We start from the raw sequence: 12,141 nt of genomic DNA, 5'->3' as shown, positions 1-12,141 counted from the left end.
CCAGCGCACTTGACTCATCCATATCCCGGCGGTTATACGTCAATCAATAGCTCGCAGGTTATTGATCCCGATGCCGGACGCCCACGATACTTTGTTCAGAACGCTTGCCGACCCGACCCGGCGGGCCATCTTCGAGCGCTTGTGCCGCCAAGGTGAGCAGACCGTGGGGGCGCTGACGGCGCAGTCCGGGGTCTCGCAACCGGCGGTGTCGAAGCATCTCGGCGTCCTGAAGCTGGCCGGCCTGGTGCGTGACCGCCACGCCGGACGCCAGACCCACTACAGCGCGCAGCCCGAGGCACTTGGTCCGCTGACCGACTGGACAGTTCAAATGACAGGATTCTGGGAGAGCCGCTTCGATGATCTCGAGAACCTGCTGAAAAGGATGGACCAGTGAGCAATCCCGAGCTGCGCACCGTCGTCGTCGAACGTGAAATATCCTGGCCGGCGGAGAAGATCTGGCGCGCGTTGACGCAGCCGCATCTGATGGAGGATTGGCTCATGAAGAACGATTTCAAGCCTGTCGTCGGCCACAGCTTCAATCTTCGCGGCGACTGGGGCGGCGTGCTCGACTGCGAGGTGCTGGCCATCGAGCAAAACAGGACGCTGTCCTACAGCTGGGATTTTGCGCATGAGGATGCCGCCTACAATCTGAAGAGCGTGGTGACGTTCACGCTCACACCCACGAGCTCGGGAACCCATCTGCGCGTCGAGCAGTCGGGCTTCCATCCGAGCCAGAAGCAGGCCTATGGCGGAGCCATGGCCGGGTGGCAGCAATTCCTCACCAAGCTGGAGCAGCTTCTGGCGAAGCCGGATTGAAGCCTGTCGGTACCATGCCCTGATCGCGGGGCACCGAATGCAAAAAGGAGGAAATCGATGAAGATCAAGCTGACCAGCGTCTATGTGGACAACCAGGATAACGCACTGCGCTTCTACACCGACGTGCTGGGCTTTGCTGTGAAGGCCGACTTCAGCAATGGGCCTTTTCGTTGGCTGACCGTCATCTCACCCGATGAGCCCGAGGGAGCCGAGCTACAGCTGGCGCTCAACGACAACCCGGCCGCCAAGGCCTACCAGCAGGCCATCTTCAAGCAGGGGCAGCCCGCGCTCATGCTGTTCACCGACGACGTCAAGGGTGATTACGAGCGCATCAAGGGACGCGGCGGTGCGTTCGCCATGGCGCCGACAGAAGTGACCGGCTCGACCATCGCCCAGCTCAACGACAGCTGCGGCAATCTCATCCAGATCACCCAACTGGCGCGTTGGTAGGCGCTGGTTTCAAGAGGAAGTTGCAATGAACTTGAGCAAATGGATACGTCAAACCCATCGTTGGCTGTCGATCATCTTCACGCTGACCGTGGCAGCCAATTTCATCACCATGGCGTTCGGGCAACCTCCGGCCTGGGTGGTCTATTCGCCGCTGCTGCCGCTATTCCTGCTGCTGTTCAGCGGCCTCTATATGTTCGTGCTGCCTTACGTCGCGAGATCGCGTGGCGAGCAGGGCGCGCAAGGGTAGGACATGGCCAAGGCGCCGGGAAAATCGAAGGTCGCAAAACCGGCCCCAGACAAGCCGGAAAAGCCGGTCCTGCTTTCGGGCGGCAACCCGCAGATCCCGAAGGCCTATGGGGACGCTCCGGTGCAGGCGTATATTGCTGCCATGCCGGGCTGGAAAAGCGATGTCGGGCGCCGGATCGACGCACTTATCGTCAGCGCCGTCCCCGGCGTCTGCAAGGCGGTGAAGTGGAACTCACCGTTCTATGGCATCGAGGGCGACGGTTGGTTCCTCAGCCTGCATTGCTTCACCAGATACGTCAAAGTCGCCTTCTTTCGCGGCACGTCGCTCGATCCTGTGCCTCCCGGCGGTTCCAGGCAAAAGGAAGTGCGCTATCTCGACATCCATGAAGGCGAAGAGATCGACGAAGCCCGCTTCGCCTCCTGGGTGAAGCAGGCCAGCCGATTGCCCGGCGAGAAGATGTGAACGGAGGCAGACCATGAAGATCAGCATGTCGAGCAAGGACGAGGGAGGCGCCTCTGCCTCCGAGCGGATAGATGCCCAAATCCGGGAGCTGGACGATTGGCGGGGCAAGACGTTGGCCAGCCTGCGCAAGACCATCCTCGACGCCGACCCGGAAATCATCGAGGAGTGGAAGTGGATGGGCAGCCCGGTATGGTCACGCGACGGCATGATCGCCGTCGGCAACGCTCACAAGGACAAGGTGAAGCTGACCTTTTCTCACGGCGCCAGCCTGCCGGATCCCGACAGGCTGTTCAACAACGGGCTCAACGGCAAGGTGTGGCGCGCCATCGATGTGTCGGAGGGCGACGAGATCGATGCGGATGCGCTGAAAGCGCTCGTCCGCGCCGCGATTGCCTACAACAGGGCGAAGAAGAAACCGGCCAGGTCGGCCAAAGCCAAGGACTGATCCGGTTCAGGCGTCCGACCACTCCGACAGAGCGGCAATCACACTTTTCAGTTCGGCCCAGCGGCGGATGACGGTTTCGGCGCCGGCTTCGGTCAGCACATCGGCATGGCCGGGATAGCTGTGCGCGGCGCCGGTGAAGCCGATCACGCGCATGCCAGCGGCCCTGGCGCCGGTGACGCCGTGCACCGAATCCTCGATGACGAAGGTGTTTGCCGGATTGGCGTTGAGTTGCTGCGCCGCGATCAGGAACACATCCGGCGCGGGCTTGGTTTTCTTGCTTGGTATTTCCAGCGCTGAAAAAATCCGGCCGGCGAAGAACGGCAGCAGGCCCACTTTCTCGAGCATGAACTCGATCCGCTCCAAGCGTGAGTTCGAGCAGACGCAGCGCGGCGCGGTGACCGCGGCGACCGCCTCGCGCACGCCGTCGATGGCGCGCACGTCGCTGCGCAGTTTGCGGTCGACCAGCTCTTCGGCCCGGTCGATCATCGAGGCCTGGAACGGGATGGCGGATTTTTGCTCGACCCGCATCATGATGTCCTTGAAGGTCAGTCCGGCATAGGTTTCGGCGTATTCCTCGGCCGAGATTTCATATCCGGCCAAGGTCAGCAATTCGGCCTCGACGCGGGCTGCGATGATTTCGGAATCGACGAGCACGCCGTCGCAATCGAAGATGACAAGATCTGGCTGGGGCATGGCAATCCGAACGAGGGAGGGTGATGGAGGCCCGGCAAGGCTCAAGCGGCGCGACATACACCAACGGGCCGGGCTGCGCAAATTGACGACGTCAGGGCTGCCTGGCCTGTTGCGTCCTTCACCGAATATTTACGCTGATCGGTAACCATAACGGGGAGTAAACAGTAACGCGTGCCTTGGGTGTAAAAATGTCTGCCGTGCGTCTTCTCGCCGACCTCTCCCACGCCCCCCAGCAATCCGAGTGGCTGGACACGATCCTCAAGGGCGATTGTGTCGCCGCGCTCGACCGGCTGCCGGAAAAATCCATCGACGTCATCTTCGCCGATCCGCCTTACAATCTGCAGCTCGACGGCGATTTGCACCGGCCCGACCAGTCCAAGGTTGACGCCGTCGACGATGACTGGGACCAGTTCGAGAGTTTCGAGGCCTATGACGCCTTCACCCGCGCCTGGCTCCTGGCGGCACGCCGCGTGCTGAAGCCGAATGGCACCATCTGGGTCATCGGCTCCTACCACAACATCTTCCGCGTCGGCGCCAAGATGCAGGATCTCGGCTTCTGGATTCTCAACGATGTCGTCTGGCGCAAGACCAACCCAATGCCTAATTTCCGCGGTCGCCGCTTCCAGAACGCGCATGAGACCATGATCTGGGCCTCGCGCGACCAGAAGGGCAAGGCCTATACCTTCAACTACGAAGCCATGAAGGCATCGAACGACGACATCCAGATGCGCTCCGACTGGCTGTTCCCGATCTGCACTGGCGGCGAGCGGCTGAAGAACGACAATGGCGACAAGCTGCATCCGACGCAGAAGCCGGAAGCGCTGCTCGCCCGCATCATGATGGCCTCGACCAAGCCGGGCGACATCGTGCTCGACCCGTTCTTCGGCTCCGGCACCACCGGCGCCGTGGCCAAGCGGCTTGGCCGCCATTTCGTCGGCATCGAGCGCGAGCAGGCCTATATCGACGCCGCCAATGAGCGCATCGACGCCGTGCGGCCGCTGGAAAGCGCCGATCTCACCGTGCTCACCGGCAAGCGCGCCGAGCCGCGCGTCGCCTTTGTCAGCCTCATCGATACCGGGCTTATGCAGCCCGGCGCCACGCTTTACGATGCCAAGAAGCGCTGGTCGGCCAAGGTACGCGCCGACGGCACGGTGGCCATCGGTGACAGCGCCGGCTCGATCCACAAGATCGGGGCCGAAGTGCAGGGCCTGGACGCCTGCAATGGCTGGACCTTCTGGCACTATGAGCGCTCGGGCGGCCTGACCCCGATCGACGAACTGCGCCGCATCGCCAGGCTCGGTATGGAGCGCGCAGGGGCCTGAGATTCAAGGTTTAAATTCGGCGCTCTATGACGGCCCCCCTCTGCCCTGCCGGGCATCTCCCCCTCAAGGGGGGAGATTGCTGTCATCAACGCTTTCGCCAATTTTTGATCTTGCAAGGTGAGAACGGCCGCAGCGGCTGCTGATCTCCCCCTTGGGGGGAGATGCCCGGCAGGGCAGAGGGGGGCGCCATAAAGCGCTACCTTCGACCCCTCTGCGTAGCTCAGGTCGCGATGCCATACCGCTCAAGGTCCGCCTTGAGCGTTTTTGCATCTGTGAACAGCACAGCATTCCAGCCAGCCGCCCTGGCTCCATCGACATTCCTGGGGCTGTCGTCGATGAACAGCGTGGCTGACGGTTCGAGACCGAACGCGGCGACGTGATGGTCGTAGATGGCGCGGTCGGGCTTGATCTCACGGATATCGGCCGACACGGTCACGCCGCGCGAGCGGCTGAGGAAATCGAAGCGCAGCCTCGCCTCGGCAAGCGTGTCGGCGGCGAAATTCGTCAGCATGGTCACGTCGCGGCCGCTCTCGATCAGACCGAGCATGATGGCGACGCTGTCGTCATAGGCATGCGGCACCATGTCATTCCAATAGCGACGGAAATTGCGAATATTTTCAGCATGATCCGGGTAATCCGCGATCAGCAGCGCTTCCGCCTCTTCCCACGTCCGGCCACGGTCCTGCTCGATGTTCCAGTCATGCGTGCAGACATTGTCGAAGAACCACTTGCGCTCTTCGGCATCGGGAATGAGGCGGCTGAACGGAATGTTTGGATCGTAGTGGAGCAAGACGCGGCCGATGTCGAACACGATATGGCGGATTTCAGTCATTTCGGGCCTTTCAAAGCGAATGCTAGTCAATGGGGCGGTGCTTTTTGGTTGCGCCCGGTATCGCTGCTTCGATGACCTTTTTCATGACCGTCGGCAGCGCTTCTCCGGAAATGTCATGGGCCAGCGACCAGAAATGCCCTTCCGGCGCATCACTTTTCACTTGAGCGTGAAAAACTTCGAGCTCGAGCGCGAAATGGGTGAAGACATGCGCGATCTCTCCAGCGCGCCGCCAGTCGGCAGGGAAGGGCGCTGCCTCCGAAGTGGTTGCACCGTCGATCCGTGCTGTCCAACCTGTGGTCGGCACCTCGGTCATGCCGCCGAGCAGGCCCTTGCCAGGCCGCTTGCGCAACAGGATGGCGCCGTCGCCGCGCTCGGCGACGAAGGCGGCACCCCGCCTGAGTGGTTTGTCGACCTTGGGCAGGCGGACCGGAAAGCGCTCGGGGTCGCCGGACAGGATGGCGCTGCAATCCTCGCGCACCGGGCACAGCATGCAGCGCGGCCGTCTTGGCGTGCAGATCGTGGCGCCGAGGTCCATCATTGCCTGGGCGAAGTCGCCCGGCCTTGTCTGCGGAACCAGTCTTTCGACGAGCGCGCGGATTTCAGGCTTTGCCTCGCTGAGCGGCGTTGCGATCGAATAGAGCCGCGAGATGACACGTTCGACATTGCCGTCGACGACCGCCGCCGGACGGTTGAAGGCGATCGCCGCGATCGCCGCCGCCGTATAGGCGCCGATCCCCGGCAATTCCCTCAATCCCGTTTCCTTGTCGGGAAAACGGCCGCCCTGGCTCGCAACCAGATCGGCGCAGGCCTTGAGGTTGCGCGCCCGTGAATAATAGCCGAGCCCGGCCCAGGCCTTCATCACATCCTCGGCCGGCGCAGCCGCCAGCGCCTTCACATCAGGCCATTTCTCGACAAAGGCGCGAAAATAGGATTTTACCGCTTCGACCGTGGTCTGCTGCAGCATCACTTCCGACAGCCAGATGCGATAGGGGTCCGGCCGTGCACCGCCGGCCGCCGCGCGCGGCGTGATCCGCCACGGCAGTTCGCGATGGTGCGCGTCGTACCAGGCAAGCAGACGCGCGGCGATCTCTCCTGATAGAGTTGGTCCGGATGCGGCCTTGCGGGTCTGTTCGTGCAGTGCCATTGATCGCGGGCTGGCTCTAGGCTGGTGAGGAGCGTGGCTGGAGAACGTACATGGCAGGGAGAACGCCTTACGGCAATCCCGTTCCGGTGAGCGATCTCGCGACCGCGATCCTCGACCCCGTGCTGCGCAAGCGGGCCGGCATTTCGATCGGGCTGGTGCAGTCATGGGAAGAGATCGCCGGCCCCAGGCTCGCCGGCCATTCGCGCCCCGAAAAAATCCAGTGGCCGCGCCGCATGCATGAGGACGATCCGTTCGAGCCGGCGGTGCTGGTCATCGCCTGCGAGGGCATGGCCGCGCTGCACCTACAGCACGAGACCGGCGAGATCATCAACCGCGTCAATGCCTTTCTCGGCTTCAACGCGATCGGCAGGATCCGGATCGTGCAAAAGCCGGTGCTGAGGGACAAAGCCCGGCCGAAACCGACGCCGAGAGCACTGACTTCTGTCGAAAAGGCCAAATTGTCGGATACCGTCGGCAAGATCGAGGATGAAGGCTTGCGCGCCTCGCTGGAGCGTCTTGGCGCCACAATTCTTGCCCAAAGGAAGCGGCCAAGGTAATCAACCGGTAATCAGTCGGTCATGAACGCGTCATCTATCTCGCGCATTCGTGATCCTGCATGTAGAGTTTGGCGATTGGAATGGGGACGGCGATGCCTTAATTCCCGCCAACTCTCGCCTTTTCTAGCCTTTGCGTTGCAAAATCAAACCACAGTCAGGTGATTCGCATGAACCGTAGCTTGTCCCGCAGAAACCTCCTGTCTTCGCTGGCCGTCATTCCGGCAGTGGCTATGCTCGCCGCATGCAGCGATTCAGGCGAGGATGCCAAAGCAGCGGATGTGAAGCCTGCGGCTCCCGCGCCTGCTTCGACGCCTGCCACTCCGGCCGCCGTCAAGGTCCCGGAGTCTTCCGGCAATGTCGATATGGCCGAGCTGCTGAAGCCCGGCGCTTTGCCCGACAAGCAGCTCGGCAAGGATGACGCCAAGGTCACCATCGTCGAATATGCCTCGATGACCTGCCCGCATTGTGCGCATTTCGCCGCGACCACCTTCCCTGAGTTGAAGACCAAGTACATCGACACCGGCAAGGCGCGTTACATCCTGCGCGAATTCCCGTTCGATCCGAGCGCCGAGGCCGGTTTCATGCTGGCGCGGTGTTCGAAGGACAATTATTTCCCGATGGTCGACGTGCTGTTCAAGCAGCAGGCCAACTGGGTCGGCGTCAACAATACCAAGGATGCGCTGCTGCAGATCTCCAAGCTCGCCGGTTTTACACAGGAGTCCTTCGAGGCCTGCTTGACGGACCAGAAACTTCTGGACGATGTGAGATCGGTCCAGAAGCGCGGCGCCGATGAATTCAAGGTCGACTCGACGCCGACCTTCTTCATCAACGGGAAAACCTACAAAGGTGCGATGTCGATTGAGGAAATATCGGCCATCATCGACCCTCTGCTCTGACGTCCAGGCGGCGCCGGAGCGACTGCGCTTCGGCGTCAGCGCACCTTTGTGCCTTCCAGGCAGGCGCGAATGAAGTTTTCGCGCCTTCGCCTCCTCGGCTTCAAGTCCTTCGTCGAACCCGGCGAGTTCGTCATCGAACGCGGCCTGACCGGCATTGTCGGGCCGAATGGCTGCGGCAAGTCGAACCTTGTCGAGGCGATGCGCTGGGTGATGGGCGAAAGCTCATACAAGAACATGCGCGCGTCCGGCATGGACGACGTGATCTTTTCCGGCTCGGGAACGCGCCCGGCCCGCAACACCGCCGAAGTCACGCTGTTCCTCGACAATAGCGACCGGACCGCGCCCGCCGCCTTCAACGACGCCGATGAATTGCAAGTGTCGCGCCGAATCGAGCGCGAAGCCGGCTCGCTCTACCGCATCAACGGCAAGGAAGCCCGCGCCAAGGACGTGCAGCTTCTGTTCGCCGACCAGTCGACCGGCGCGCGCTCGCCATCCATGGTCGGACAGGGCCGCATCGGCGAACTGATCCAGGCCAAGCCGCAGGCGCGCCGCGCGCTGCTCGAAGAAGCCGCCGGCATTTCCGGCCTGCACACGCGCCGTCACGAGGCCGAGCTTCGGCTGAAGGCGGCCGAACAGAATCTGGAACGGCTGGACGATGTCGTCGGCGAACTGGAGAGCCAGATCGAAAGCCTTAAGCGCCAGGCGCGCCAGGCATCGCGCTTCAAGAACCTGTCGGCCGATATCCGCAAGGCGGAAGCCACGCTCTTGCATCTGCGCTGGACGCTGGCCAAGACCCAGGAGGGCGATGCGCGGTCGGCGCTGGCGGTTGCCACAGCTCTGGTCGGCGACCGCGCCGCCGCCCAGATGGCTGCCGCCCGGGAGCAAGGCATCGGCGCCCACCGGCTGCCGGACCTGCGTGACGCCGAGGCCGCGGCTGCCGCCGCCTTCCAGCGCCTGTCGATCGCCAAGGCGCAGATCGAGGAGGAGGCAGGCCGCATCCGCGCCCGCCAGGCCGAACTCGAGCGCCGGCTGCAGCAGCTCGACGGCGACATCGCGCGCGAAGAGCGCATGGTGCGCGACAATGCGGATATTCTTGAGCGCCTGCGCGAGGAAGAAGCCACGCTCAATTCCGAAAATGCCGGCGCCGCCGAACGCGAGGCCACGACGCGGGCCGCTTTCGAGCAGGCCGGCGCAACGCTGTCGCAGAGCGAAGCCAAGCTCGCTGCGCTAACCGCCGAACGCGCCGAGGCCGCCGCCGCGCGCAATCAGATCGAACGCACGCTGCGCGAAAACGCCGAACGCCGCGATCGCTTTGCCCGCCATCTGGCCGATGTCGACCGCGAATTGTCCGAGATTATGTCGAAGGTTGCGGGCTTGCCCGATCCCGCCGAGAAGCGCGCTCTGGTCGAGGACGCGCTCGCCCGGTTGGAGGAGGCCGAGGCCGGCGCCATTGCTGCCGAACAGGCGGTCGCCGAGGCGCGCGCCACCGAGAGTGCCGCCCGTCCGCCGCTGCAGGATGCCAGGGCCGAACTCGCCGGCATCGAGACCGAAGCCCGCACGCTGGCCAAGATCCTCAATGCCGCCAGCGGCGATCTTTTCCCGTCGGTGCTGGAGCAACTCAGCGTCGAACGCGGCTATGAGACGGCCCTTGGTGCTGCGCTTGGCGAGGATCTCGACGTGCCGCTCGACCGCAGCGCGCCGGTGCACTGGGGCGAAAGCCAGGTTCAACCAGGCGATGCGGCCTTGCCGGAAGGCCTCAAGAGCCTCGCCAGCGTGGTGCGCGCGCCTTCGCAGCTTGCCCGCCGGTTGGCGCAGATCGGCATCGTCGATGCCGCCGACGGCAAACGCCTGCAGACGCTGCTTGCCCCCGGCCAGCGGCTGGTCAGCCGTGACGGCGCGCTGTGGCGCTGGGACGGGCTGACCGCCAGCGCCGATGCACCGACCGCGGCCGCGCAAAGGCTGGCGCAGAAGAACCGGCTGGCCGAGCTCGATGCCGAGGCGGTGCAGGCGACGCAGATCATGCGCGAGGCAGAGGCTGCCCTTGCCCAGGCCGAACATGCACTCCGCCAGGCGAGTGAGGCCGAACGCAATGCCCGCCAGGCCGGGCGCGATGCCCAGCACGGCCTGGACGCCGCCCGCAGCGCGCTGGCCGAGGCCGAAAAGGCCGGTGGCGAGCTGGCAAGCCGCCGCGCCGCCCTGGACGAGGCGCGCGCACGAATCGTCGACAGCCATGAAGAAACGGCCGCCGCCTTCGCCGAGGCCGAAATGCTGCTGCAGGACGCCCCCGATCTCGGCGACCTGCAATTGCAGCTTGAACAATCCGCCGCCAATGTCGGCAGGGACCGCGCAACCTTGGCCGACGCGCGCGCCGTCCATGAAGGCCTGCGCCGCGAAGCCGAGGCGCGCACGCGCCGGCTCGACGCCATCGGCGCCGAGCGCAGCAACTGGTTGCAGCGGGCCGAAAACGCCTCGACGCAGATTGCCTCGCTGGGCGAGCGCAGGGCCGAGGCCGAGGCCGAGCGCGAAACGCTGGCCGACGCCCCCGACGAGATCGACGCCAGGCGGCGCGCGCTGCTGTCGCAGCTGACCGAGGCCGAGACCTTGCGCAAGGCGGCCGCCGACCGTTTGCAGGAGGCCGAGAACAAGCAGGCCGAGCTGGACAAGGCCGCCACCGCGGCCATCCAGTCGCTGGCCGATTCCCGCGAAACCCGCGTCCGCGCCGAAGAGCGATTGACCGCCGCCGATGAGCGCCGGCTCGAGGTCGAGGCGCGCATCCAGGAAACGCTGAACACGCCGCCGCATCTGGTCATTCGCCATACTGGCCTGGAAGCCGACAGCCCGATGCCGGAAATGGCCGAGATCGAGCGCCAGCTCGACCGGCTGAAGGTTGAGCGCGAGCGGCTCGGCGCCGTCAATCTGCGCGCCGAGGAAGAGCAGAAGGAATTGTCGGACCGGCTGGAGACCATCGTCTCCGAGCGCGAGGACATCATCGAGGCGATCCGCAAGCTCAGGCAAGCGATCCAGAGCCTGAACCGCGAAGGCCGCGAACGGCTGCTTGCCGCTTTCGAGGTGGTCAACGGCCATTTCCAGCGGCTGTTCTCGCATCTGTTCGGTGGCGGCACGGCCGAACTGCAGCTGATCGAATCCGACGACCCGCTCGAAGCCGGGCTCGAAATCCTGGCACGTCCGCCCGGCAAGAAGCCGCAGACCATGACGCTGCTGTCGGGCGGCGAGCAGGCACTGACGGCGATGTCGCTGATCTTTGCCGTGTTCCTGACCAATCCGGCGCCGATCTGCGTGCTCGACGAAGTCGACGCGCCGCTCGACGATCACAATGTCGAGCGCTTCTGCAATTTGATGGACGAAATGGCCGCGACCACCGAGACGCGCTTCGTCATCATCACCCACAACCCGATCACGATGGCGCGCATGAACCGCCTGTTCGGCGTGACCATGGCCGAGCAGGGCGTCAGCCAACTGGTCTCGGTCGATCTGCAGGCCGCCGAGGCGATGCGCGAGGCGAGCTGACGCAGCATGCTTTGTTGATTTCGTCGGCGATGGCGTCGATCCGACTGTTGCAACAGGACCGTCGCCCTTGCGACCTGCTTGCGACGCGCATTCTGTAAGGTTCGAAGAGAAGGAATTTAAGCGCCACCTGAGAGCGAACGCCAAAGCCCACATGCAAAGCGCCCGGCCAACGCGAAAGCGATGCCTACAAGGCGCAGATGGCAATAGGCTCCGACCGCAATTCAGCTGCCACGTTTATCGGAAGCCCAGGAAGCTCAGTATCGCAATCACGATAACGACTGCTCCGATGAGCCAGATTATGTTGTTCACCGTATCTCTCCCGAACTAGTTGCTGGGAGTGAACTCGTAAGAGCCTATTAATGTTCCCGCATTTTCTGCGTCGAAACAAAATGGCGGCCATCGCTTCGTCGATTGCCAGACCAAGGTCCGAACAGGGTATGACTTAAGTCCTGACGTCGGAGCCATAGGCCTGAAGGCGGGCAACCTATGCCCTCCCGATGCATTGGAACCGGGCTGCCGAGCATGAGTCCCTTCATCGGTGGTCAATCGGGTGCCCGCCATTCCTGAGAGGTTAGCGGGCACCCGATCGTCGTGACACAGCCAAGCGGTGTTCGTTCAATAGAGAGGCTGACAGTGACCTTTGTCCAGAGATCAGTGCGTGACGGCGCAACCCGACCCGCAAACGACAACGACAGTCCTGCGGAAGTTTCTTCCGTTCTTGACCTCATACCATCGGCTGACGACGACAA

At 63.6% G+C, this 12,141-nt stretch carries 13 protein-coding genes; 10 read left to right on the top strand and 3 right to left on the bottom strand.

Going from position 1 to position 12,141, the window contains the following annotated elements:
* The first annotated feature begins 70 nt into the window (after positions 1 to 70).
* The 6 genes from NLY43_RS08265 to NLY43_RS08240 are packed head-to-tail and all read left to right on the top strand — an operon-like array spanning position 71 to position 2,420.
* The gene (locus tag NLY43_RS08265; RefSeq protein ID WP_023687160.1) at positions 71 to 394 is read left to right on the top strand and encodes an ArsR/SmtB family transcription factor; all 324 of its coding nucleotides are present in this window, start codon (positions 71 to 73) and stop codon (positions 392 to 394) included.
* A complete protein-coding gene (locus NLY43_RS08260) occupies positions 391 to 816 on the top strand; it encodes an SRPBCC family protein (RefSeq protein ID WP_023709863.1) in 426 nt (141 codons plus the stop codon). Before NLY43_RS08265 ends, NLY43_RS08260 begins: the two co-directional genes overlap by 4 nt.
* Before the next feature lie 57 nt (positions 817 to 873).
* On the top strand, positions 874 to 1,266 hold the full coding sequence (locus tag NLY43_RS08255; protein ID WP_023668397.1) for a VOC family protein: 393 nt from the start codon (positions 874 to 876) through the stop codon (positions 1,264 to 1,266).
* A 25-nt stretch (positions 1,267 to 1,291) separates the two neighbouring features.
* Positions 1,292 to 1,513, top strand: coding sequence for a hypothetical protein (locus NLY43_RS08250; RefSeq protein ID WP_023668396.1), 222 nt, complete (start codon positions 1,292 to 1,294; stop codon positions 1,511 to 1,513).
* Between the two features lie 3 nt (positions 1,514 to 1,516).
* Positions 1,517 to 1,975, top strand: coding sequence for a DUF1801 domain-containing protein (locus tag NLY43_RS08245; protein ID WP_023709862.1), 459 nt, complete (start codon positions 1,517 to 1,519; stop codon positions 1,973 to 1,975).
* Between the two features lie 13 nt (positions 1,976 to 1,988).
* Positions 1,989 to 2,420: a DUF1801 domain-containing protein gene (locus NLY43_RS08240; protein ID WP_023709861.1), complete on the top strand. Its 432-nt coding sequence runs from the start codon at positions 1,989 to 1,991 to the stop codon at positions 2,418 to 2,420.
* Between the two features lie 6 nt (positions 2,421 to 2,426).
* On the opposite strand, the gene NLY43_RS08235 is transcribed toward NLY43_RS08240, so the two are convergent.
* Positions 2,427 to 3,113 carry an HAD family hydrolase gene (locus tag NLY43_RS08235; RefSeq protein ID WP_023698533.1) on the bottom strand — a complete coding sequence of 229 codons (687 nt, stop codon included), beginning with the start codon at positions 3,111 to 3,113 and terminating at the stop codon, positions 2,427 to 2,429.
* 188 nt (positions 3,114 to 3,301) lie between these two features.
* Here NLY43_RS08235 and NLY43_RS08230 point away from each other — a divergent pair, with 188 nt between their 5' ends.
* Entirely contained in the window at positions 3,302 to 4,435 is a 1,134-nt protein-coding gene (locus NLY43_RS08230) for a site-specific DNA-methyltransferase (protein ID WP_023709860.1), read from the top strand.
* A 220-nt stretch (positions 4,436 to 4,655) separates the two neighbouring features.
* Here NLY43_RS08230 and NLY43_RS08225 read toward each other — a convergent pair whose 3' ends face one another.
* Both NLY43_RS08225 and mutY read right to left on the bottom strand, forming a co-directional pair.
* Positions 4,656 to 5,267 carry an HAD family hydrolase gene (locus NLY43_RS08225; protein WP_023709859.1) on the bottom strand — a complete coding sequence of 204 codons (612 nt, stop codon included), beginning with the start codon at positions 5,265 to 5,267 and terminating at the stop codon, positions 4,656 to 4,658.
* Positions 5,268 to 5,289: 22 nt separating this feature from the next.
* A complete protein-coding gene (mutY, locus tag NLY43_RS08220) occupies positions 5,290 to 6,411 on the bottom strand; it encodes an A/G-specific adenine glycosylase (protein ID WP_023709858.1) in 1,122 nt (373 codons plus the stop codon).
* 50 nt (positions 6,412 to 6,461) lie between these two features.
* On the opposite strand from mutY, the gene NLY43_RS08215 reads away from it, so the two are divergent.
* The 3 genes from NLY43_RS08215 to smc all read left to right on the top strand — a co-directional run bounded on the left by NLY43_RS08215 (position 6,462) and on the right by smc (position 11,392).
* The gene (locus tag NLY43_RS08215; RefSeq protein ID WP_023709857.1) at positions 6,462 to 6,968 is read left to right on the top strand and encodes a DUF721 domain-containing protein; all 507 of its coding nucleotides are present in this window, start codon (positions 6,462 to 6,464) and stop codon (positions 6,966 to 6,968) included.
* Between the two features lie 167 nt (positions 6,969 to 7,135).
* Positions 7,136 to 7,864, top strand: coding sequence for a DsbA family protein (locus NLY43_RS08210; protein ID WP_023692056.1), 729 nt, complete (start codon positions 7,136 to 7,138; stop codon positions 7,862 to 7,864).
* Positions 7,865 to 7,933: 69 nt separating this feature from the next.
* Entirely contained in the window at positions 7,934 to 11,392 is a 3,459-nt protein-coding gene (smc, locus tag NLY43_RS08205; RefSeq protein ID WP_286460781.1) for a chromosome segregation protein SMC, read from the top strand.
* The last annotated feature ends 749 nt before the right edge of the window (positions 11,393 to 12,141 follow it).

Origin of the sequence: Mesorhizobium sp. C416B (assembly GCF_030323165.1) — a bacterium.
In the GTDB taxonomy this organism is placed as follows: Bacteria; Pseudomonadota; Alphaproteobacteria; order Rhizobiales; family Rhizobiaceae; genus Mesorhizobium.
This window is presented reverse-complemented; position numbering and strand designations above follow the sequence as displayed.

Excerpts from the sequence above, each read along its gene's own strand:
- NLY43_RS08265 (WP_023687160.1), top strand. The coding sequence starts at position 71 with ATGCCGGACGCCCACGATACTTTGTTCAGAACGCTTGCCGACCCGACC.
- NLY43_RS08255 (WP_023668397.1), top strand. The coding sequence starts at position 874 with ATGAAGATCAAGCTGACCAGCGTCTATGTGGACAACCAGGATAACGCA.
- NLY43_RS08250 (WP_023668396.1), top strand. The coding sequence starts at position 1,292 with ATGAACTTGAGCAAATGGATACGTCAAACCCATCGTTGGCTGTCGATC.
- NLY43_RS08245 (WP_023709862.1), top strand. The coding sequence starts at position 1,517 with ATGGCCAAGGCGCCGGGAAAATCGAAGGTCGCAAAACCGGCCCCAGAC.
- NLY43_RS08240 (WP_023709861.1), top strand. The coding sequence starts at position 1,989 with ATGAAGATCAGCATGTCGAGCAAGGACGAGGGAGGCGCCTCTGCCTCC.
- NLY43_RS08235 (WP_023698533.1), bottom strand. The coding sequence starts at position 3,113 with ATGCCCCAGCCAGATCTTGTCATCTTCGATTGCGACGGCGTGCTCGTC.
- NLY43_RS08230 (WP_023709860.1), top strand. The coding sequence starts at position 3,302 with ATGTCTGCCGTGCGTCTTCTCGCCGACCTCTCCCACGCCCCCCAGCAA.
- NLY43_RS08225 (WP_023709859.1), bottom strand. The coding sequence starts at position 5,267 with ATGACTGAAATCCGCCATATCGTGTTCGACATCGGCCGCGTCTTGCTC.
- mutY (WP_023709858.1), bottom strand. The coding sequence starts at position 6,411 with ATGGCACTGCACGAACAGACCCGCAAGGCCGCATCCGGACCAACTCTA.
- NLY43_RS08215 (WP_023709857.1), top strand. The coding sequence starts at position 6,462 with ATGGCAGGGAGAACGCCTTACGGCAATCCCGTTCCGGTGAGCGATCTC.
- NLY43_RS08210 (WP_023692056.1), top strand. The coding sequence starts at position 7,136 with ATGAACCGTAGCTTGTCCCGCAGAAACCTCCTGTCTTCGCTGGCCGTC.
- smc (WP_286460781.1), top strand. The coding sequence starts at position 7,934 with ATGAAGTTTTCGCGCCTTCGCCTCCTCGGCTTCAAGTCCTTCGTCGAA.